We start from the raw sequence: 20,010 nt of genomic DNA, 5'->3' as shown, positions 1-20,010 counted from the left end.
GGCAACACTACTCCACAGCCATATGCGATTCCCCTACCCCTCCAGGGGAGGGTGAAGAGCGGCTACGCCTTCACTGGCGCCTTCGGCCAGTACCTGTCGCGCAGATGGCGCTTCACCAGTTTCCCGGTCGGCGTGCGCGGCAGCTCTTGCTCGAAGTCGATGCTCTTCGGGCATTTGATCGGCGACAGATGTTGGCGGCAGAACGCGATCAACTCGGCTTCGAGTTCCTTGCCGGCCTTGGTGATATCGTGCGGCTGCACCACGGCCTTGACCTCTTCGCCCATCTCCTCGTTGGGCACGCCGAACACCGCGACGTCGGAGACCGCCGGATGCGTGATCAGCACGTCCTCGGTTTCCTGCGGGTAGATGTTCACTCCGCCGGAGATGATCATGTAGCTCTTGCGATCGGTCAGATAGAGGAAGCCCTCTTCATCGAGGTAGCCGACGTCGCCGAGCGTCGACCAGCCTTTGGCGTTGTAGGCCTTCTTCGTCTTCTCGGGATCGTTGTGATAGGTGAAAACAGGCGCGTCGGCGAAATAGACCTGGCCGATCTGGCCGGCCGGCGCTTCCTCGTCGTTCTCGTCGAGAATCTTGACCTTGCCGACCACGGCGCGGCCGACGGTGCCGCGATGGGTCAGCCATTGCTGCGAGGTCGACACCGTGACGCCGTTGCCTTCCGAGCCGGCATAATACTCGATCAGGATCGGCCCCCACCACTCGATCATTTTCGCTTTCACGTCGACCGGGCAGGGCGCCGCGGCGTGGATCGCGCCCTTCAGCGATGACACCTTGTAGCGGGCGCGCACCTCGTCGGGCAGCTTGAGCATGCGCACGAACATGGTCGGCACCAGCTGCGACTGCGTCACCTTGTGCTTCTCGACCTGCTTCAAAAATTCCTCGGCGTCAAAATGCTCCATGATGACGGAGGTGCCGCCAAGCACGGTCGCCATCATGTTGAAGCGCAAGGGAGCTGCGTGATAGAGCGGCGCCGGCGACAGATAGATCGAGTCGGCGTTCATGCCGCACATGTCGGCGGTGAGAATGCGCAGGAACGGATTCGGCACGTCGATCCGGTTGCCCTCGAATTCTTTCTTGATGCCCTTCGGCCGGCCCGTGGTGCCGGAGGAATACAGCATGTCATAGCCGGCGACCTCGTCGGCAACCGGTGTGGTCGGCTGCGCGCTGGCTTCCTTGTCGTAGGAGCGGAAGCCCGGTGCCGGCTCGTCCATCATGTAGAACAGCGGTTCGCCTGGCTCGCCCTTGATCAGGCCCTTCACCTTGTCGGCGCATTGCGGCGTAGTGATAAACACCTTCGCTCCGCAGTCTTTGATGATGTAGGCGATCTCCTCTTCCGTCAGGTAGCGGCTGATCGCGGTGTAATAGAGCCCCGAGCGCTGCGCGGCCCAGCAGATCTCCATGAAGGCGAGGCGATTCTCCATCAGCAGCGCGATGTGGTCGCCGGCCTTCAGGCCGAGCGAGCGGAACAGATGCGCGCCCTGGTTCGAGAGCTCGTCGAGCTCGCGATAGGTGATCGCCTTGCCGGACGCCGCCATCTGGTAGGCGATCTTGTTCGGATGGTTGCGCGCGTGGATGGACGGATGGGTCAAAGATGTTTCCTCAGGTGATGCGTCGTCCCGGCGAAGGCCGGGACCCAACCACCGCTTTGTTTTGTTGAAATGAGTTGGGGCCGCAGCCCGGCACAACCACAAGCACCTGCGGTTATGGGTCCCGGCCTTCGCCGGGACGACACTTTTTCGTGGAGGTCCTTCGGACCTAATCGAACGCCTCTTACAGCCGCTCGACGATCGTCACGTTGGCCATGCCGCCGCCTTCGCACATGGTCTGCAGGCCGTAGCGCTTGTTGCGCTGCTTCAGGGCGTGCAGCAGCGTCGTCATCAGCTTGGTGCCGGAGCCGCCGAGCGGATGGCCGAGCGCGATCGCGCCGCCATTGACGTTGAGCCTGGCCGGATCGGCGCCGGTGGTCTTCAGCCACGCGGTCGGCACCGAGGCGAAGGCTTCGTTGACCTCGAACAGGTCGATGTCGTCGATCTTCATGCCGGCCTTCTGCAGCGCGCGCTGGGTTGCCGGCAGCGGCGCTTCCAGCATGATCACGGGATCGCCGCCCATCATGGTGAGGTGATGGATGCGCGCCATCGGCTTGACGCCGAGCGCCTTCAGACCCTTCTCGTTGACGACCATCACGCCTGAGGCGCCGTCGCAGATCTGGCTGGCGCTCGCCGCGGTCAACTTGCCATTCTCGGCGATCAACTTGACGCCCTTGATGCCGTCGAGGCTGGCGTCGAAGCGGATGCCTTCGTCGATATGGTGGGTGTCGGTCGAGCCGTCGGCGCGGGTGATCTTCACCGGCACGATCTCGTCCTTGAAGTGGCCGGCCTGCGTCGCCGCGATCGCGCGCTGATGGCTGTTGTAGGAGTATTCGTCGAGCTCATCCTTCGACAGGCCGTACTTCTCGGCCATCATCTCTGCGCCGGTGAACTGGCTGAAGACGATGTTGGGATACTTCGCCTCGATGCCGGGGCTCTTGTAATGGCCGAAGCCGTTCTTGGCGGGCAGCGAGGAGGCGAGCCCCATCGGCACGCGGGTCATCGATTCCACGCCGGCGGCGATCACGCAGTCCATGGTGCCGCTCATCACAGCCTGCGCCGCGAAATGCAGCGCCTGCTGCGAGGAGCCGCACTGGCGGTCGATCGAGGTCGCGGGCACGCTCTCCGGCAGCTTCGAGGCCATCACCGCGTTGCGCGCGATGTTGGTGGATTGCTCGCCGGTCTGCATCACGCAGCCCATGATCACGTCCTCGACCTGCGCCGGGTCGGCGCCTGATCGTTCGACCAGCGCGTCCAGCACGGTGGCGGCCAGATCGGCCGGATGCCAGCCGGCGAGCCGCCCTCCCTTGCGGCCGCCGGCGGTGCGAGCGGCGGCGACGATATAGGCCTCGGCCATGTCTGATCTCCCTGATGTTTCTGGATTGGGCGGTTTCAAAGTTGGGCCGGATTTAAGGGGCGGCTCAGCATTTAGTCAATCAATCAATTAACTCTTGAGTGCAGCCCCGCCATGGGCTTATGTGCGGCCTCGATTTACCGGCGGGCCAAAAAACAGCTAGGGAACAGCCGGGGACGAAGAGCGGGACGAGAGCGCAGTTGAATACCAGCGTACCGACGAAACTTCCGGCCGGCAAAAATGCCACTGCCGACAAGCTATTGGTCGCAGCCAGCGAGCTGATGATCGAGCGCGCCTCGATCGAGGTGTCGCTGTCCGACATCGCGCAGAAGTCCGGCGTCAACGCTGCGCTCGTGAAATATCATTTCGGCAACAAGGACGGGCTGCTGCTGGCGCTGCTCGCGCGCGACGCCGCCACCGAGATATCGCAACTCGAATATCTGATCAGCCAGCCGATCACGCCGTCCGCAAAACTGCGCCTGCATATCGGCGGCATCATTCGCGCCTATCACCAGTTCCCCTACATGAACCGGCTGATTCATTATCTCCTGCACGAGAGCTCGCCTGCCGCCGCGAACGAGGTGTCGAAATTCTTCGTCGCGCCGCTGCTGGATTTTCATCGCCGCCTGCTCGCCGAGGGCATCAAGGCCGGCGAATTCCGCAAGATCGATCCGGTGCTGTTCTACACCAGCCTGATCGGCGCCTGCGATCATCTGTTCTTCGGCCGCCACGCGATGTCGCGCGCGGTCGGCGTCGGTCCGGTCACCGACGAGGTCTGCCGCGAATACATCAAGCACATGGAAGCCTTGATCTTCGGCGGCGTGCTCAATCCCGATAAGGAAACGGCAGCGGCCGCTGCCGGATAACAAGTTCAAGTCTAGAGAAGAAACGCCCAAGGAAAGGTTGTTCTCATGCAGTTGAAAGACGTTGCCGTTCTCATCACCGGCGGTGGCTCCGGGCTCGGTGCCGCGACCGCGCGCGCCATGGCCGCCAAGGGCGCCAAAATCGGCGTGATCGACCAGAACAAGGAAAACGCCGAGAAGGTCGCCGCCGAAGTGAAGGGCGTTGCCCTGCACGCCGACGTCACCGACGAGGAAGCGATCAAGGCGGCGATCGCCAAGGCCGAGGCAGCGCATGGCGTTGCGCGCGTGCTGATGAACTGCGCCGGCATTGGCGGCTCGCAGCGCATCGTCGGCAAGGACGGCGTCTATCCGCTGGCGAAGTTCGTCCGCATCATCAATGTCAATCTGATCGGCACCTTCAACGTGCTGCGCCTGTTCGCGGAGCGCCTCGCCACCGAAGCCCCGATCGGCGAGGAGCGCGGCGTCGCGATCAACACCGCGTCGGTCGCGGCCTATGAAGGCCAGATTGGCCAGATCGCCTATTCGGCCTCGAAGGGCGGCGTCGTCGGCCTCACGCTGCCGGCCGCGCGCGACCTCGCCAGCCTGAAGATCCGCGTCAACACCATCGCACCCGGCCTGTTCCTGACGCCGCTGCTGATGGGTCTCAACGAGGAAGCCCGCAAGAGCCTGGGCGCCCAGGTGCCGCATCCGGCTCGCCTCGGCGACGCTTCTGAGTACGGCAATCTCGCGGTCCACATCGTCGAGAACCCGATGCTCAACGGCGAAACCATCCGCCTCGACGGCGCCATCCGCATGGCGCCGCGCTAACGGTGGACTCCGCCGTACTTCCCTTCTCCCCTTGTGGGAGAAGGTGGCCATAGGCGGCCTTTGGCCGCCGTCCCTTAAAAAAGGACGCCGATGCTTTGCATCGGCTACGGCGACGGATGAGGGGTTCTCTCCGCGGAGACAGACCCCTCACCCAATCGAATGCAAAGGCAATAGCGAACATGCCCTCTCCCACAAGGGGAGAGGGCACAGCAACGAGCATCGCGTTCGCTGAACGGTCGGGAGGACCATGCGCGTGTCTCAGCCGCTGCTGATCGAACATCATGACGGGGTCGATTGGGTCACGCTCAATCGCCCCGAGAGCCTCAACGCGCTCGATCCAGCGATGATCGATGCGCTCAACACCTACTTCCAGGGTTTGCAGCGCAATCGCGACACCCGCGTCGTGGTGCTGAAGGGCGCCGGTGCGAATTTTTGCGCCGGGCTCGACCTCAAGCACGCGATGGCCCGCCGCGGTGGCCAGACCGAACCGCCCGGCGTCACGGAGTCACTGGACTCGCAGCGCCGCATCGCCGACATCGTGATGCTGATGCGGCGCTGTCCGCAGCCGATCATCGCGCTGGTGCAGGGCGCGGCCGCCGGCGGCGGCTTCGCGCTGGCACTCGCCGCCGATATCCGTATCGCCGCGAAGAACGCGCGGATGAATTGCGCGTTCATCAAGCTCGGCCTTGGCGGCTGCGACATCGGTACCAGCTATTTCCTGCCGCGCCTTGTCGGCGTGTCGGTCGCCTCCGAACTGATCCTCACCGGGCGCTTCATCCATGCCGACCGCGCGCTTGCGGTTGGCCTGGTGTCCGAAGTGGTCGAGGCGGCCGATCTCGACACGGCTGCCAATCCTTATGTCGACGCGATGATGACGGCCTCGCCGGTCGGTCTGCGCCTTTCGAAGGAATGCATCAACATGAGCGTCGATGCCGGCTCGATCGAGGCCGTGATCGCGATGGAGGATCGCAATCAGGTGCTGTGCAGCCGTTCGGAAGATTTTCAGGAAGGCATCAAGGCCTTCCTCGAGAAACGAAAGCCTGTCTATATCAGGCGCTGAGAACAGATCCTCAAAAGGACAAGAATTCCGGGAGACGCAAAATGGATGGAGACGCGGCGATGCTGACGAAGCCTGCCTTTCGCAAGGTGGATTGGCTCGCGCGTGACATCGCGGTCGAGCGGCGCGGCGATGGCACCGTCGTCCTGAAGTCGCGGATCCCTTTGCAAGCTTACGAGACCCACATCCCGGCCTATCTCGCCAAATGGGCGGCGCAGGCGCCGGAGCGGATCTGGCTCGCGCAACGCGGCGGCCCCGACCGGCAGTGGCGCAAGGTCTCCTATGGCGACGCGAAACGCACCGTCGACGCGCTGACGCAGGGCCTGCTCGATCTCGGCATTGGCGATGGGCGGCCCGTCGCGATCCTCTCAGGCAACTCGATCGAGCACGCGCTGATGACGCAGGCTGCGATGCAGGCGCGGCTGCCGGCAGCGCCGGTGTCGCCGGCCTATTCGCTGATGAGCCTGGATCATCTCAAGCTCAAATACCTGTTCAACCTGATCAAGCCCGCCGTGGTGATGGTGCAGGACGGCCCGACCTTCGAGAAGGCGCTGAAGGCGATCGACCTCACCGGCATCACGGTCGTTCACGTGCTGCGTCCCTGCGACGGCATCAAGAGCGTGGGCTTCGCCGAGCTCGCGGCAACGCCGGTGACCGCCGATGTCAGCGCGTCGATCGCGAAGATCACGACCGACACCGTCGGCAAGCTGCTGTTCACCTCGGGTTCGACCGGCATGCCGAAGGCCGTCATCAACACCCAGGAGATGATGTGCGCCAATGCGGCGATGATGATGCAGGTGCGTCCGCGTGAAACGGCCGGCCCGATCCCGACCGTGCTCGACTGGATGCCGTGGAATCACACCATGGGAGGGAACGCCGCGTTCAATCCCGTGCTGGTCGATGGCGGCACGCTTTACATCGACGATGGCCGGCCGATGCCGGGCCAGCTCGAGGAGACCATCAGGAATCTGCGCGAGGTGTCGCCGACCTATTACGCCAACGTGCCGGCGGGCTATGCCGCGCTCGCGGCCGCGATGGAGAAGGACGCGGCGCTGTGCGCGAGCTTCTTCAAGAACCTCTCGATCATGGCCTATGGCGGCGCCCGGCTGCCCGACGATCTCTATGACCGGATGCAGGCGCTGGCGGTGAAGACCACAGGCGAGCGCATCGTGTTCTACACCGGCTGGGGCTCGACCGAGACCGCGCCGACCTCGACCGGCACCTATTGGGACACCGAGCGCGTCGGCCTGATCGGCCTGCCGTTCCCCGGCGTCGAGCTGAAGATGGTGCCGTGCGGCTCGAAATACGAATTGCGGCTGCGCGGCGTCAACGTCACGCCGGGCTATTTCGGTCAGGCGGACCTCACGGCCAAGATGTTCGATGAAGAAGGTTTCTACTGCATCGGCGATGCCGGCGTGTTCGTCGATCCCGAGGATCCGCTACAGGGCATTATCTTCGCCGGCCGCGTGGTCGAGGACTTCAAGCTGACCACAGGCACCTTCGTCCATGTCGGCTCGCTGCGCACCGATGCGATCGCTGCCGCGACGCCGGTCGTGCATGACGCGCTGGTTGCGGGGCAGGATCGCGAGTTCATCGGCTTATTGTGCTGGCCGAACCTGCATGCCTGCCGCCAGCTCGTCGGCAATGCGGACGCGAGCTATGAGGACGTAGTCCGGCATCCCGACGTGGTCGATTGTCTCAGGAAGGGCTTGCAGGCGCACAATGCATCCACCACCGGCAGCAGCATGCGCATCGCGCGTGCGATGCTGATGGTCGAGCCGCCGTCGATTGACGGCAATGAGCTCACCGACAAGGGCTACATCAACCAGCGCGCCGGTCTCGAACGCCGCGCCGCGCTGGTCGAGCAGCTCTACGCCGGCAAGCCTGGCGACGAGGTGATCATTTTGAACTGACCGTAGGATGGGTAGAGCGCAGCGAAACCCATCATCTGTGACCACGCCATCGATGGGTATCGCTTCGCTCCACCCATCCTACGAAGCCAACGAACAACAGCAACGCGGGTAAGCGCCATGAATTTCGATTTCTCCGACGAACAGAAGCAGATGCGCGACGAGGCGCGGAAATTCCTCAGCGAACAGTGCCCGCCGAAGGCGGTGCGCGAGGTGCTCGACGGCAAGGCGCCCTACGACAAGGCGCTGTGGAAGGGCCTCGCCGAGATGGGCTTCCTCGGCGTCGCGATCCCGGAGCAGTTCGGCGGCGCGGGTGCCGGCCATCTCGAACTCTGTGTGATCGCGGAAGAAATGGGCCGTGCGCTGGCGCCAGTGCCGTTCTCCTCGACCGTCTATCTCGCCGCCGAGGCGCTGCTGATCGCAGGCTCGGACGCCCAGAAGCAGAAGTGGCTGCCGAAGATCGCTTCCGGCGATGCCATCGGCACGCTGGCGCTGTTCGAAGGCCACGGCAATCCGTCGCCGAAGGCGATCAAGGTGACGGCCAATGGCGGCGTGCTCAACGGCGTCAAGAAGCCGGTGGCCGACGGCGCGATCGCCGATTTCGCCGTGGTCGCCGCGCGCACCGGCTCGAGCGGACGTGAGTCCGATATCTCGCTGTTCATCGTCGATCTCAAGGCCGGTGGCGTCGAGATCAAGTCGCTCACCAACATCGATCTGACCCGCGGTCAGGCCGCGATCACCTTCAAGGACGCTAAGGCCGAGCCGCTCGGTGCCACCGGCGAGGGCTGGGGTGTGCTCACCCAGGTGCTGGATCGCGCAGCCGTGCTCATGGCGTTCGAGCAGGTCGGCGGCGCCGACCGCGCGCTGGAGATGGGCCGCGACTACGCGCTCGACCGCATCGCGTTCGGTCGTCCGATCGGCTCGTTCCAGGCGGTCAAGCACATGCTGGCCGACATGTATGTGTCCGCGACCCTGGCGCGCTCGAACTGCTATTACGGCGCATGGGCGCTTTCGACCAATGCCGGCGAGTTGCCGGAAGCCGCCGCCGCCGCGCGCATCAGCGCGACGCAGGCGTTCCAGCACTGCGCCAAGAACAACATCCAGGTCCATGGCGGGATGGGCTTCACCTGGGAGTTCGACTGCCACATGTACTATCGCCGCGCCAATGCGATGGCGCTTGGCCTGGGCAGCCTGTCCTATTGGGAAGACGCGCTGATCGATCGCATGCGCAAGAAGAACGCGGCGTAAGCGAGGACCGTCATGAATTTCGACGACACCCCGCAGGAGGCCGCGTTCCGCGCCGAGGCGAAAGCGTGGATCGCGGCCAATGCGCCGAAGCAATATGAGGAAGAGCTGCGCAAGGCCTCGCTCGGCCGCGTTGCGCTCAAGGGCGCCAACATTCTCGAAGCGGCAAAAGCCTGGCAGAGGAAGAAAGCCGATGCTGGTTGGGCCTGTCTGCACTGGCCGAAGGAGTATGGCGGCCGCGGCTCGTCGCCGATTGAGCGCGTGATCTGGCAGCAGGAGGAGGGCCCGTTCGGCCGCCTCAGCTCGATGTTCATCATCGGCCACGGCATGTGCGGACCGACAATGATGGCGTTCGCCGGTGAGGAGCAGAAGCGCAAATATCTGCCGCCGCTCGCCTCCGGCGAGAAGATCTGGTGCCAGCTGTTCTCCGAGCCGGCCGGCGGCTCCGACGTTGCGGGCTTGCGCACCCGTGCCGAGAAGCAGGGCGACGAGTGGGTGATCAACGGCCAGAAGATCTGGACTTCTGGCGCGCATTATTCCGACTACGGCATCCTCTTGACCCGCACCGATCCGACGGTCGCGAAGCACAAGGGCCTCACCATGTTCTTCCTGGACATGAAGAGCCCGGGCGTCGAGGTCAGGCCAATCAAGCAGGCGAGCGGAGCGTCGGACTTCAACGAAGTCTATTTCACCGACGTGCGCATTCCGGACTCGCAGCGGCTCGGCAATGTCAATGACGGCTGGAACGTGTCGCTGACCACGCTGATGAACGAGCGGATGTCGATCGGCGCCGGCGTCTCGACCGGCTTCCCCGAGCTGTTCGATTTCTGCAACAACCTGATGCTGGAGGATGGCCTCGCGATCGAGAACCGCGCGGTGCGCGCCAAGCTTGCGAACTGGGCGGTGAAGGCGAGCGGCCTGAAATACACCAGTATGCGCGCGATCTCCGCGCTCTCCCGTGGTGAACGTCCGGGACCGGAGAACTCGATCGGCAAGCTGGTTGCCGGCTCGATGATCCAGGACGTCGCGACCTACGCGCTCGACCTGCAGGGTGCCGCCGGCGCGCTGAGCGGGCCCGAAGATGCCGAGGTCGCCGGCAAGTTCCAGGCAATGCTGCTGCGCGCGCCGGGCACCCGCGTCGAGGGCGGCACCGACGAGATCATGCGCAACATCATCGCCGAGCGGGTGCTGGGTCTGCCCGGCGACATCAGGGTCGACAAGGACGTTCCCTTCAACAAGATCCCGACCAAGGGCCGCGCCTGAGCGCGCGAAAAATCAAGAGAGGTTCGCCATGAATTTCGATGACACACAGCAGGAAGCCGAATTCCGCGCCATCGCCCGCAAATGGATCGCGGCCAATGCGCCGAAGGAGTTCGAGGAAGAGCTCTCAAAGTCATCGCTCGGCCGCATCAGGCTCGCCAAGCACGACATGGTCGAGGTCGGCAAGGCCTGGCAGAAGAAGAAGGCGGAAGGCGGCTGGGCCTGCCTGCACTGGCCGAAGGAATATGGCGGCCGCGGCGCCACCCCGATCGAGCGCGTGATCTGGCAGCAGGAAGAGGGCGTCTACGGCAAGCTGACGCAGCCGTTCCAGATCGGCGAGGGCATGTGCGGCCCGACCGTGATGGCCTGGGGCTCCGAAGACGCCAAGCGCCGTTATCTGCCGAAGCTCGCCTCCGGCGAGGAGATCTGGTGCCAGCTGTTCTCCGAGCCGTCGGCCGGCTCCGACGTCGCCGGCCTGCGCACCCGTGCGGAGAAGAAGGGCGACAACTGGGTCGTCAACGGCCAGAAGATCTGGACCTCCGGCGCGCATTATTCCGACTACGGCCTGTTGATTGCGCGCACCGATCCAAATGTGCCCAAGCACAAGGGCCTCACGATGTTCTTCCTCGACATGAAGAGCCCGGGCGTCGAGGTGCGGCCGATCAAGCAGGCCAACGGCATGCAGGAGTTCAACGAGGTCTATTTCACCGACGTCGTGATCCCGGATAGCCAGCGCCTTGGCGCGGTCGGCGAGGGCTGGAGCGTGTCGCTGACCACGCTGATGAACGAGCGGATGTCGATCGGATCGCGGCTCGCGACCGGCGTGCCCGAGATGTTCGAGTTCTGCTCGAATTTGATGCTGGAAGATGGCCTTGCGATCGACGATCCGGCGGTGCGCTCCAAGCTTGCGAGCTGGGCGGTGAAGGCGAGCGGGCTGAAATACACCAGCTACCGCGCGATCTCGGCGCTGTCGAAGGGCGAACGGCCCGGTCCGGAAAACTCGATCGGCAAGCTCGTCTCCGGCCTGATGCTGCAGGACATCGCGACCTACGCGATGGACCTTGAAGGCGCAGCCGGCAGCCTCACCGGCACCGACGAGGAGCAGGCCAACGGCCAGTTCCAGCAGATGCTGCTGTCGTCGCCCTCGATGCGCATCGCCGGCGGCACCGACGAGATCCTGCGCAACATCATCGCCGAGCGCGTGCTCGGGTTGCCCGGCGACATCCGCGTCGACAAGGACGTGCCCTACAACAAGATCCCGACCAAGGGCCGTTGAGCATGGATGCGAAAACACCAAGCGCGCGCTACGCGACGGAAGACCGCATCGGCGCGCTCGAGGAGCTGCTCAACGAGCGCTACTCCGTGCGCGCGTTCCAGCCGCGCGAGGTGCCGCGCGACGTCATCGAGCACATTCTGACGACCGCGCAGCGGACCGCGTCCTGGTGCAATAGCCAGCCCTGGGAAGTCCTGATCGTGTCCGGCGAGGCCAAGGAGCGGTTCCGCAAGGCGATCTACGCCGAGGCCTCGCGCGGCCTAGGCGAGGATTACGATTTCACCCCGCCGCGCGAATATGTCGGCGTCTATCTGGAGCGCCGCCGCGAGAGCGGCTTCCAGCTCTACAACACGCTCGGCATCGCGCGCGGCGACAGGGCGGCCTACGCAAAACAGGCGCTGGAGAACTACAATTTCTTCGGCGCCCCGCACATTGCCGTGATCCACACCAATGAGCCGCTCGGCATCTATGGCGCGATCGATTGCGGCGGCTATGTCTCGAACTTCATGCTGGCCGCGCAAGCGCTCGGACTCGGCACCATCCCGCAGGCGGCGATCGCGCGCCATTCCGGCCTGATCCGCCGCCATTTCAACCTGGCCGACGATCGCCGGGTTGTCTGCGGTATCTCGTTCGGCTATGCGGATCATGCGCACAAGGTGAACAGCTACCGCACGTCGCGCGCAACTGTGGCGGACACTGTCACATTTGTGGATGTATAGTTTCCTCAAGGCGGGAAGGTCGGTTCACCCTCCCGCCGAGGACAAGAAGAAACGACAAGAAGAACGACTAGAACAACAATGGCGAATAACGCCTCCCTGACGCCGGCGGAGATCGGCTGGCAACTGCACCGTCTGCCTGCGCTTGAACGCGACGCGTTCATCGCCGCGCATTATCTGGGACAGGCTGTTGCCTGGAAGACCCGCTTCTTCGACGCGATCGACTGGGGCGCGGGCTCCGTGTTGCAGTTCAGCTTTCTGCAACGCGGCTGGCATCGCCATTCGCGGCTCGACAACCCGATCTATGCCTATATCGACATCGAGCAACATCCGGAAACACGCGGCCTGCGCCGCGGCCGGCGGATCGATCTCGAGGGCACGATCAAGGGCGTCGACTTCGTGACCGGGATTACGCTCACGCTCGACCGGTTCGAGATCCTGCCGGTCAATTTTCTCGACCGCTTCGTCATCAGCTCCGACAGCCGGTATTAGCGACGGGCCGCGCGGCGCGGCGGCGCGTCCGCATAGCGCGCGGCCATCGCGCCCGCCAGCTCGGCCATCTTCTCGCGCAGCTCCTGCGGTTCGATCACTTCGGCCTCGGCGCCGAGCCGGAGCAGCTCGCTCGCCGCATGCCACACCGTCTTGCCGACCGGCATGGTGGCGGTCCGCCAGCCGTCGGGCTCAGTGCCATCGGCAAGCCGCATCCGCGCCTTCACGTAAGGATGGGCCAGCGCATCGAACAGCTGCAGCCCGAGCGGCGACAGCCGCACTTTGGCCTCGTTCGGATGCAACTCGGCCTCGAGCCGTTCGATCGAGGCGTGCCAATAGGCGGCGAGATCGAACTCCGCCGGCCGCGCGAAGGACGTCTCCAGTGCCGTGCAATCCAGCACCCGCGCGACGCGGTAGGTGCGGACATTGCCGTCGACAAGGCCGGCGAGATACCAGCTGCCGCCCTTCAGCACGAGGCCGAGCGGCGCCACGCGCCGGCGCTTCTCGGCTTTCCAGCTCTGGTAGCGGATCTCGATCAGGGTCTCGCGCAGCACGGAGCTTGCGATGGCGCGCAGATGCTTCGGCTCCTCGGTCGCGCCGAACCAGCCCGGCGCGTCCAAGTGGAAGCGCTGCTGCATGCCTCGCGCGTTGGGGCGCAGATTCTCCGGCAGCGCCGCCATCAGCTTGGTCTGCGCCGCGGTCATCGCGGCATCGAGGCCGAGCGCGGCGGCGGGGCCGGGCAGCCCGGCCATGAACAGCGCCTCGGCCTCGCCCTGCGACAGCCCGTTCAGCCGCACGCGATAGCCGTCGAGCAGCCGATAGCCGCCCTCGGCGCCGCGGTCGGCATAGACGGGGACGCCGGCGGCCGAGAGCGCATCGATGTCGCGGTAGATCGTGCGCACCGAGACCTCGCAGGCTTCCGCCAGCTCAGGTGCGGTGACCTGTCCCCGTGCCTGCAGGGTGGTGAGGATGGAAAACAGCCGGCTCGCGCGCATGGGAAGATCATACCTGACACAAGATGTCAGGTATAGGCGGACATAAGGAGGCCCTGCGCCCTGATGGCGCAAGGAGATCTGCTGATGACCACCGCTGCCACCACCGACCGCATCGCGCTGTATTACTCGCCGCAGAGCCGCGCCACCGGCACGCGCGTGCTGCTGGAGGAGCTCGGCGCGCCCTACGATCTGCACGTTCTCAACATGAAGGCGGCCGAGCAGCGCCAGGACGCCTATCTCGCGATCAATCCGCTCGGCAAGGTGCCCGCGATCCGCCATCGCGGCGGGCTGGTGACCGAGCAGGTCGCGATCTTCATCTATCTCGCCGATCTGTTTCCGCAGGCGGGCCTGACGCCCGCGCTGGACGACCCGCGCCGAGGTCCGTATCTGCGCTGGATGGCCTATTACGGCTCGTCGTTCGAGCCGGCCGTGATCGACCATTTCATGAAGCGCGAGCCGGCGCCGATCACGCAATCGCCCTATGCCGATTACGACACCATGCTGGGCACGCTCGAGGCGCAGCTCGCAAAGGGGCCTTATCTCTTCGGCGAAGAAATCACGGCGGCCGACATCCTCTGGGGCATCGCGCTCAGCTGGACCATGATGTTCGGCATCGTGCCCAAGAGGGACATCTTCGTCCGCTATGCCGAACGCATCGCCGCGCGCCCGGCTTTCGTGCGGATATCGAAGGCCGACGACGAGATGGCGGCGCAGCATGCGGCGGCCGCCGGAGTGTGATACGGATCGTGCCGATGGCAAAACCGCTGTACAGCACCAACTGCTTCAACACCCTGATCCGTGTCGCCGAGGATTGCCCGGCGCAGCGCGGTGAGGAGCCGCAGCTGCGTGGCGGCCAGCCGACGGTTGCCGTGCTGCAATTCCGGATGATCGCAGGCGCGCCCTACAAATACACCTCCGACGACGTGGTGTTCGCGACGTCGTCGGCCGGCCGCGCGCTCGATCCGAAAGCGGCGAAGAAGGCGCGCAGCCTCGCCCGCGAGACGTTCTTCTCGCGTGGCCAGGCCTGCATGCGCGCCTCGCCGCTCGGCAAGCGCTTCGGCTGGGGCGTCCACGCCGACGCCGAAGGCCGCATCGCACTCTACGCCGTCGACAGCAAGCGCTACCAGGCGCTCGCCCGCGACCCGGAGGTCGCGCAGACGCGCGCGATGCGGAGCAAGCGGGCGTGACGCTTCTTATCCCCCTAGAGGGGAGGATCTGTTCACATGTAATGCGAACCGAGGTGGGGTGATCTCTCCACTCGGGCGCCGTTCCGGCTGAGAGATCACCCCACCCCGTCTCACGTTCCGCTACGCTCCATGTGAGCCGACGGTCCCCTCCAGGGGCAGGACTATCGCATATGACTATCGGCCATGACGACGTGGAAACGTCGCTTACAGAAGCGCGCGAATGCCATATGCCCTCGGGGCGAGCGTGCGGCTGCGTGATTTCGGAATATTGGAAAATATCCGTGAGTTGCCCGACGTGTCAAGTAGCCTGGTCGAACGCCGGCCACCGCCGGCTACTTTGCATGGGGTTGTTTTCGATATTTTGGCAACGCGCCTCCCCGCGAGTGCTCCTCCAGGGAGGGTGAAGGCGCATGCCGTGATCGCTAAAACCGCGGTGCCCGCTTCTCGGCGAAGGCCTTGATGCCTTCCTTGATCTCGTCGCCGCGCATGCTGTCGCGGTGGCGCTGGTCGGCGGCGGCCTCATCCAGTTCGCCGCGTGCGAATTCGTTGATGGCGCGCTTCATGCCGGCCATCGCCTTGGGCGCATTGCCGGCCAGGATCGTGGCCAGCTTGTCGACCTCCTCGTCGAGCAGGTCGAGCGACACCATGGCGGTGAGGTAGCCGATCCGCAGCATCTCGGGCGCCGTGATCTTCTGCGCGGTCAGGAACAGCATCTTGGCGTTGTCGACGCCGAGCCTCGTGACATAGCGCTGGATGCCGCTCCTGTAATAGTGCAGCCCGAGCCGCGCCGCGGGCATGAACATCTCAGCGGTATCGACGCCGATGCGGAAATCGCAGGCCAGCGCGAGATCGGTCGAGCCGCCGTAGACGCCGCCGTTGAGCCGGCAGATCGTCGGCACGCAGAGATCCTCGAGCCGGTTGACCACGACCTCGAACGCCGAGCCCGCGCTCTGCTGCTCATTGGCGCTCACCGCGCGCTCGGCCACCGAGTTGAGGTCATAGCCGGCGGAGAATGCGCGGCCGGTTCCGGTCAGCACCAGCACGCGGATCGCAGGGTCGGCCTCGATCCGGTCGAACAGCCTGACGAGATCGCCGAGGTCTTCGGCCTGCAGGCGATTGAGATGCTTCGGCCGGTTGAGGCGGATCGTGGCGCGGGCGCCGGCGATTTCGAGCACGGGTCCGCTGGCGGTGTCGGCCAACTCGGCCATGTCAGTCTCCATCATTGATTCTCGAGTTCGCGCCGCTTCGCCTCGGCGTCGATGGTCTCGGCGAGATCGGGATGCCTTGCCATCAACAGGCGGAAATCGACGAGGTCAAGCACCAACAGCCGGGTCACCTTGCTGGTCGAGACGCTGGCGCCCCGCTTGGCGTTGCCGAGCAGCGCCATCTCGCCGAAAAACGCGCCTTCGCCGAGCTTCACCTTGCGTCCGGGCAGGTCGACCTCGACCTCGCCGGCGGCGACGAAATACATGCAGTCGCCATTGGTATCCTTGCGGATGATCATGGTGCGCGGCGGCAGGTCCATGGTCCGCAGCACCTGGGTGACGTCGGCGATCGCGGCCGGGCCGAGATGCGCGAAGAACGGTACCTTGCTGACGGTCTCCCAGGTTCTCAGAAAATTGTCGCGGCGGGTTTCGGCGGCAAAGCCGGTCGCCAGAATACCGGTCCACAGCCCGAATACGCCGAGGCCCGAAATCATCACCATGGCGGCAACGATGCGGCCGAGCGGGGTGATCGGCACCACGTCGCCATAGCCGGTCGTGGTCAGCGTCACCACCGCCCACCACAGCGCCGCCGGCACGCTGCCGAAGGTCTGCGGCTGGACATCCCGCTCCAGGAAGTATTCGGCGACCGAGGCCAGGAACACCACCATCAGGAAGATCACCAGCACGCTGAGCAGCGGGCCGGATTCCACCACAAGCACGCGCCGGAGCTGGCGCAGGCCGGGAATGCCCGGCACCACCTTGAGCACCCAGAGCACGCCGAGCAGCCATGCGGTCTTCGGCTCGATGCCGGCGAGCAGCGCCAGCGGCACCGCCAGTGCGCCGATCGCATCGACGATGCCGGCGCTGGACAGCGCGTAGAACCAGAGCTTGTCCTGCCGCCGCATGTGCCGCAGCCGCACCAGCCACTCGAACACGAAATAGGCAAGGCAGGCCCACAGCAGCGCATCGACCCAGTGCGGGGCCGCGTCATGGGCCGGCGCGACCGTCAGCAGCGTCATCATGGCGACACCGACCGTGACCGCGACATAGGCTGCCGTGGTCATGTTGCGGCCGGCGGTGGCGGAAACGAAGCGCGTCAAGGCCGGAAGGACGAGCGGCTTGGACATCGGAACGGAGCTTGCCTGTCGCTGAACTGCTGCAATTGAGGCCCCGCGAACGGCGGAGCCTATCGTCACAACGTGCCTCTCCCGGTTGAGGCCGTCAACGCGCAGGCGGTGGCGGGATGATCGCGGCGAACGTCTCAAATGTTGGACGAATGGCCTAACCATGTTGGCCCGTTTTTGCGCCCGCGAATGTGAGAAATCAGACAAATCGTCGCTTTTTCACCGTATATCAGGGATGCTGGTCGCTAATGCGACCTCGGCCGGAATGAAGCGACTAATAAGGCGATCTTGTTCACTTCTTGAGAAATTGGTTGGTTTCCGATGGATACCTCACATCTCGCGGAGCACGCCGGCGCCGCCGGCAGTTTCTTCGCATCGATCTTCGTGGTCGCCACGCTGTCGATGCGGACCATGATTCCGTTGCGGGTCTTCGCCATCCTGACCAACATCATCCTGATCGCGACCGCCGTCCCGACCCATAATTACGCAACGCTGATCCTGCATGCCGTGCTGCTGCCGGTGAACACCTATCGGTTGCACCAGATGCTGCAGCTCGTCCGCAGCGTGAAGAAATCGGTCAACAGCGATCTATCGATGGACTGGCTCAGGCCGTTCACGACGGAGCGCAAATGCTCCGCGGGCGAAGTCCTGTTCTACAAGGACGAGAAGGCCGACAGCATGTTCTACATTGTCAGCGGTCGCTTCCGCCTGGTCGAATCCGGCATCGAGCTGCCGGTCGGCGCCCTGGTCGGCGAGTTCGGGATGCTGTCGCCGTCGAACACGCGAACCCAGACGCTGGAGTGCGTCGAAGCCGGCATGGTGCTGTCGGTGACCTATGACCAGGTCGAGCAGCTCTACGTTCAGAACCCGGCGTTCGGCTTCTACCTCCTGCGTCTGTTCAGCGCCCGCCTGTTCGAGAATATCGCGACGCTCGAGCAGCGGCTCGCGCAGCACGCCACCCCACCACAGGTCGCGGAGCCCAAACCTGCATGAGCCCCGCGACGAGTTCTGGAGGTGCCGCAGTGCCGGATGACGACAGTCTGCTGGCTTCGCTTCGTTACCTGTTTGCCGATATCATCGGCGATGAGGACGAGGGCCCGCCGGTGCTGCCCGAAGCTTGCCCGGACCACCTCGGGCCTGCGGTCACCGACGCTATCCATCTCTTGATCGCCTATCAGAGCACCAGCTACGCCCAGCTCTATATCGACCGGCTCAAGCGCTTCGTCGGCCGCCGCGGCGTCGACGATGGCCTGCTTGCCGAGATCGCGCGGCTGATGGCGGAGCGCATGGCCTATGAGGACGCGATCCGCATCGCCCAGCTCAAGCTCGGCGAAGTCAATGCGGCGGGTGGCCTCGCCGCGCGCGCGGCTGACGACGTCAAGAAGCTCCGTCTTGACGAGTTGATCGACGCCCTGCCGGAGATGGTCGCCGATCCGGTGCTTGCCGTGCTCGACCAGTTCGGCTGGCGCCGCCGCCGGGTCTCGATCCGCTTCAGCGCCAACACCCGCTTCAGCGTTCGCCGGCTCAGGATCGAGGCCGGCCTGAAGCGCTGGCGGCTGTTCTCGGGGCGCTACGCCAAGGAGCGTGTCTGGGTCGAGCGCTGGCTGCACATGATCGACCGCAGCCTGGCCAAGCAGCCGGGCGCGGCCCCGGCGGTCGTAGAGACCGCGACCATGATCCAGGGCTACGGCGATCCCTATCGCCAGGGCATCGCGGACTGGCACGTGATCATCGACGGGCTGGTCAAGCCGACCTTCGACGGCGTGCTCGCGCTTCCCGATCTTGCCGCCGCCATCACCGAAGCCCGCGCCGCCATCATGCCGGATCCGCGGCAGGCCGCGTTGAAGCGCAAGATCGCCGAGATCCGCGCCCGGGTGCCGGCGAGTCCATCCCCGTCACCCTGAGGAGCGCGCTCGTGCGCGCGTCTCGAAGGGTCGACGGCCCGACTGTGGCCGTGCACCCTTCGAGAGGCGCTGCGCGCTCCTCAGGGTAGCGGGTCTGAAGGGCTTCCCGCGGCTCTGCTTCGCCATCCACTACCGCTTGATGTGCGGCGGCTCGTCGTAGCCGCGGCGGCTGGAATAGAACAGCAGGCCCATCAGGCCGACGCAGGCCGCAGCGAGAAGCACGATTCCGATCGAGAAGATGACAATTGCGTACGCCGGCGCCGGTGCGTCGGGTATGGCTAAGCCTTCATAAGCGTAGGCGCCGACAGCGGCCAGAAGTGCCAGCAGGCCGATGCTGATTGCAATGCGCATGCGTGATCTGCCTTTGCTGAAGGCCGAGAGCAGCTAGGCAGTGCGCTGATCATCCTGCCGCGGCGGTAACCTTGGCCAGCGCCTGTTGTCCGGCTTCGGTGAGCTCGGAGAGCGTCGTCCTGCCGCTCTTGGCACATTTGATGATGTATCTGGCAACGCGCCTGCGGGTGTCATGTTCCTCGCCATGAAGAGCGCCGGCGCAGACATGGTCGAGCGCAAAGTTCATGGCAGCCAGCGTATGTGAATCAAATCGTTCCTCGATCATCGCAGCTCTCCCGTCGCGGCCCTCTTTCGGGGCTTGCGGCTATTTGTTGGGCATCAGCCATTCGCTGACTTCCATCACGGTCTCGGTCTGTCTGGCTTTCTTCATCAGCGTTTCGCGCTCCCGTCCCGGCGGCAGCTTGCGTGCTGCGATGCGCGAATCCTCGGCGAATTTTTGCAGGCGGTCCTCGAACGATCCGGGAGGCCGCGACCTGTTGCGTTTCTTCTTGATCATGCCGCCTCCGCGCTGGAACCAGCAATTTTTGGCATGTTCCCAAAATGCCGTCGTTAACCCATGACATCAGTCGAACGAAATCGCCCTCAGAAGTGCAGGAACGATCGTCGGTGCCATGCGTAACACTCACGCGTTCGCTGCTTTGCTCCCCGAAAGGCAGTGGACCACTC

At 64.7% G+C, this 20,010-nt stretch carries 21 protein-coding genes; 13 read left to right on the top strand and 8 right to left on the bottom strand.

The genetic code is table 11. The features are described 5' to 3' along the window. Positions 1 to 62 precede the first annotated feature (62 nt). Both CO675_RS38785 and CO675_RS38780 read right to left on the bottom strand, forming a co-directional pair. Positions 63 to 1,607 carry an acyl-CoA synthetase gene (locus CO675_RS38785; protein WP_097677134.1) on the bottom strand — a complete coding sequence of 515 codons (1,545 nt, stop codon included), beginning with the start codon at positions 1,605 to 1,607 and terminating at the stop codon, positions 63 to 65. A gap of 181 nt (positions 1,608 to 1,788) precedes the next feature. Next, positions 1,789 to 2,961: an acetyl-CoA C-acetyltransferase gene (locus tag CO675_RS38780; protein WP_097677133.1), complete on the bottom strand. Its 1,173-nt coding sequence runs from the start codon at positions 2,959 to 2,961 to the stop codon at positions 1,789 to 1,791. 197 nt (positions 2,962 to 3,158) lie between these two features. On the opposite strand from CO675_RS38780, the gene CO675_RS38775 reads away from it, so the two are divergent. The 9 genes from CO675_RS38775 to CO675_RS38735 all read left to right on the top strand — a co-directional run bounded on the left by CO675_RS38775 (position 3,159) and on the right by CO675_RS38735 (position 12,581). Beyond that, positions 3,159 to 3,824, top strand: a complete 666-nt coding sequence (locus tag CO675_RS38775) for a TetR family transcriptional regulator (RefSeq protein ID WP_097677132.1) — start codon at positions 3,159 to 3,161, stop codon at positions 3,822 to 3,824. A gap of 45 nt (positions 3,825 to 3,869) precedes the next feature. Then, positions 3,870 to 4,628: an SDR family NAD(P)-dependent oxidoreductase gene (locus CO675_RS38770; RefSeq protein WP_092119588.1), complete on the top strand. Its 759-nt coding sequence runs from the start codon at positions 3,870 to 3,872 to the stop codon at positions 4,626 to 4,628. A 253-nt stretch (positions 4,629 to 4,881) separates the two neighbouring features. Next, positions 4,882 to 5,688, top strand: coding sequence for an enoyl-CoA hydratase/isomerase family protein (locus CO675_RS38765; RefSeq protein WP_097677141.1), 807 nt, complete (start codon positions 4,882 to 4,884; stop codon positions 5,686 to 5,688). Between the two features lie 41 nt (positions 5,689 to 5,729). Beyond that, on the top strand, positions 5,730 to 7,598 hold the full coding sequence (locus tag CO675_RS38760; RefSeq protein ID WP_097677131.1) for an AMP-binding protein: 1,869 nt from the start codon (positions 5,730 to 5,732) through the stop codon (positions 7,596 to 7,598). A gap of 117 nt (positions 7,599 to 7,715) precedes the next feature. After that, entirely contained in the window at positions 7,716 to 8,843 is a 1,128-nt protein-coding gene (locus tag CO675_RS38755) for an acyl-CoA dehydrogenase family protein (RefSeq protein ID WP_097677130.1), read from the top strand. Between the two features lie 12 nt (positions 8,844 to 8,855). Beyond that, positions 8,856 to 10,103: an acyl-CoA dehydrogenase gene (locus tag CO675_RS38750; protein WP_097677129.1), complete on the top strand. Its 1,248-nt coding sequence runs from the start codon at positions 8,856 to 8,858 to the stop codon at positions 10,101 to 10,103. A 28-nt stretch (positions 10,104 to 10,131) separates the two neighbouring features. Next, on the top strand, positions 10,132 to 11,376 hold the full coding sequence (locus CO675_RS38745) for an acyl-CoA dehydrogenase (protein WP_097677128.1): 1,245 nt from the start codon (positions 10,132 to 10,134) through the stop codon (positions 11,374 to 11,376). A 2-nt stretch (positions 11,377 to 11,378) separates the two neighbouring features. Continuing rightward, the gene (locus CO675_RS38740) at positions 11,379 to 12,092 is read left to right on the top strand and encodes a nitroreductase (protein ID WP_097677127.1); all 714 of its coding nucleotides are present in this window, start codon (positions 11,379 to 11,381) and stop codon (positions 12,090 to 12,092) included. Between the two features lie 78 nt (positions 12,093 to 12,170). Beyond that, complete coding sequence (locus tag CO675_RS38735) at positions 12,171 to 12,581, top strand: hypothetical protein (protein WP_097677126.1); 411 nt, start codon at positions 12,171 to 12,173, stop codon at positions 12,579 to 12,581. On the opposite strand, the gene CO675_RS38730 is transcribed toward CO675_RS38735, so the two are convergent. Next, positions 12,578 to 13,573: a helix-turn-helix transcriptional regulator gene (locus CO675_RS38730; RefSeq protein ID WP_097677125.1), complete on the bottom strand. Its 996-nt coding sequence runs from the start codon at positions 13,571 to 13,573 to the stop codon at positions 12,578 to 12,580. The two genes, CO675_RS38735 and CO675_RS38730, sit on opposite strands and share 4 nt — an antisense overlap. Before the next feature lie 84 nt (positions 13,574 to 13,657). Here CO675_RS38730 and CO675_RS38725 point away from each other — a divergent pair, with 84 nt between their 5' ends. After that, positions 13,658 to 14,311, top strand: a complete 654-nt coding sequence (locus tag CO675_RS38725) for a glutathione S-transferase family protein (RefSeq protein WP_097677140.1) — start codon at positions 13,658 to 13,660, stop codon at positions 14,309 to 14,311. A 14-nt stretch (positions 14,312 to 14,325) separates the two neighbouring features. After that, on the top strand, positions 14,326 to 14,760 hold the full coding sequence (locus CO675_RS38720; RefSeq protein WP_097677124.1) for a DUF6157 family protein: 435 nt from the start codon (positions 14,326 to 14,328) through the stop codon (positions 14,758 to 14,760). Between the two features lie 422 nt (positions 14,761 to 15,182). Here the strand turns inward: CO675_RS38720 and CO675_RS38715 are convergent, their stop codons facing one another. Next, complete coding sequence (locus tag CO675_RS38715) at positions 15,183 to 15,968, bottom strand: enoyl-CoA hydratase/isomerase family protein (RefSeq protein ID WP_097677139.1); 786 nt, start codon at positions 15,966 to 15,968, stop codon at positions 15,183 to 15,185. A gap of 11 nt (positions 15,969 to 15,979) precedes the next feature. After that, positions 15,980 to 17,092, bottom strand: coding sequence for a cyclic nucleotide-gated ion channel (locus tag CO675_RS38710; RefSeq protein ID WP_097677123.1), 1,113 nt, complete (start codon positions 17,090 to 17,092; stop codon positions 15,980 to 15,982). Positions 17,093 to 17,410: 318 nt separating this feature from the next. Here CO675_RS38710 and CO675_RS38705 point away from each other — a divergent pair, with 318 nt between their 5' ends. Together CO675_RS38705 and CO675_RS38700 are read left to right on the top strand one after the other, a co-directional pair. Further along, positions 17,411 to 18,082 (top strand): Crp/Fnr family transcriptional regulator, encoded by a 672-nt coding sequence (locus tag CO675_RS38705; RefSeq protein WP_097677122.1) that lies wholly within the window; start codon positions 17,411 to 17,413, stop codon positions 18,080 to 18,082. Beyond that, entirely contained in the window at positions 18,079 to 18,993 is a 915-nt protein-coding gene (locus CO675_RS38700) for a DUF6537 domain-containing protein (RefSeq protein WP_198964901.1), read from the top strand. Before CO675_RS38705 ends, CO675_RS38700 begins: the two co-directional genes overlap by 4 nt. A gap of 129 nt (positions 18,994 to 19,122) precedes the next feature. On the opposite strand, the gene CO675_RS38695 is transcribed toward CO675_RS38700, so the two are convergent. Genes CO675_RS38695 through CO675_RS38685 form a run of 3 tightly spaced genes read right to left on the bottom strand, consistent with a single transcriptional unit; the run spans position 19,123 to position 19,840 of the window. After that, positions 19,123 to 19,344 carry a hypothetical protein gene (locus tag CO675_RS38695; protein WP_097677120.1) on the bottom strand — a complete coding sequence of 74 codons (222 nt, stop codon included), beginning with the start codon at positions 19,342 to 19,344 and terminating at the stop codon, positions 19,123 to 19,125. A 49-nt stretch (positions 19,345 to 19,393) separates the two neighbouring features. Further along, positions 19,394 to 19,609 carry a hypothetical protein gene (locus CO675_RS38690; protein WP_097677119.1) on the bottom strand — a complete coding sequence of 72 codons (216 nt, stop codon included), beginning with the start codon at positions 19,607 to 19,609 and terminating at the stop codon, positions 19,394 to 19,396. A gap of 39 nt (positions 19,610 to 19,648) precedes the next feature. After that, a complete protein-coding gene (locus CO675_RS38685) occupies positions 19,649 to 19,840 on the bottom strand; it encodes a hypothetical protein (protein ID WP_097677118.1) in 192 nt (63 codons plus the stop codon). Positions 19,841 to 20,010: the final 170 nt, after the last annotated feature.

The organism is Bradyrhizobium sp. C9 (genome assembly GCF_002532045.1).
Taxonomy (GTDB): domain Bacteria; phylum Pseudomonadota; class Alphaproteobacteria; order Rhizobiales; family Xanthobacteraceae; genus Bradyrhizobium.
This window is presented reverse-complemented; position numbering and strand designations above follow the sequence as displayed.

Excerpts from the sequence above, each read along its gene's own strand:
- CO675_RS38780 (WP_097677133.1), bottom strand. The coding sequence starts at position 2,961 with ATGGCCGAGGCCTATATCGTCGCCGCCGCTCGCACCGCCGGCGGCCGC.
- CO675_RS38770 (WP_092119588.1), top strand. The coding sequence starts at position 3,870 with ATGCAGTTGAAAGACGTTGCCGTTCTCATCACCGGCGGTGGCTCCGGG.
- CO675_RS38760 (WP_097677131.1), top strand. The coding sequence starts at position 5,730 with ATGGATGGAGACGCGGCGATGCTGACGAAGCCTGCCTTTCGCAAGGTG.
- CO675_RS38755 (WP_097677130.1), top strand. The coding sequence starts at position 7,716 with ATGAATTTCGATTTCTCCGACGAACAGAAGCAGATGCGCGACGAGGCG.
- CO675_RS38750 (WP_097677129.1), top strand. The coding sequence starts at position 8,856 with ATGAATTTCGACGACACCCCGCAGGAGGCCGCGTTCCGCGCCGAGGCG.
- CO675_RS38745 (WP_097677128.1), top strand. The coding sequence starts at position 10,132 with ATGAATTTCGATGACACACAGCAGGAAGCCGAATTCCGCGCCATCGCC.
- CO675_RS38740 (WP_097677127.1), top strand. The coding sequence starts at position 11,379 with ATGGATGCGAAAACACCAAGCGCGCGCTACGCGACGGAAGACCGCATC.
- CO675_RS38735 (WP_097677126.1), top strand. The coding sequence starts at position 12,171 with ATGGCGAATAACGCCTCCCTGACGCCGGCGGAGATCGGCTGGCAACTG.
- CO675_RS38730 (WP_097677125.1), bottom strand. The coding sequence starts at position 13,573 with ATGCGCGCGAGCCGGCTGTTTTCCATCCTCACCACCCTGCAGGCACGG.
- CO675_RS38725 (WP_097677140.1), top strand. The coding sequence starts at position 13,658 with ATGACCACCGCTGCCACCACCGACCGCATCGCGCTGTATTACTCGCCG.
- CO675_RS38720 (WP_097677124.1), top strand. The coding sequence starts at position 14,326 with ATGGCAAAACCGCTGTACAGCACCAACTGCTTCAACACCCTGATCCGT.
- CO675_RS38715 (WP_097677139.1), bottom strand. The coding sequence starts at position 15,968 with ATGGCCGAGTTGGCCGACACCGCCAGCGGACCCGTGCTCGAAATCGCC.
- CO675_RS38710 (WP_097677123.1), bottom strand. The coding sequence starts at position 17,092 with ATGTCCAAGCCGCTCGTCCTTCCGGCCTTGACGCGCTTCGTTTCCGCC.
- CO675_RS38705 (WP_097677122.1), top strand. The coding sequence starts at position 17,411 with ATGGATACCTCACATCTCGCGGAGCACGCCGGCGCCGCCGGCAGTTTC.
- CO675_RS38700 (WP_198964901.1), top strand. The coding sequence starts at position 18,079 with ATGAGCCCCGCGACGAGTTCTGGAGGTGCCGCAGTGCCGGATGACGAC.
- CO675_RS38695 (WP_097677120.1), bottom strand. The coding sequence starts at position 19,344 with ATGCGCATTGCAATCAGCATCGGCCTGCTGGCACTTCTGGCCGCTGTC.
- CO675_RS38690 (WP_097677119.1), bottom strand. The coding sequence starts at position 19,609 with ATGATCGAGGAACGATTTGATTCACATACGCTGGCTGCCATGAACTTT.
- CO675_RS38685 (WP_097677118.1), bottom strand. The coding sequence starts at position 19,840 with ATGATCAAGAAGAAACGCAACAGGTCGCGGCCTCCCGGATCGTTCGAG.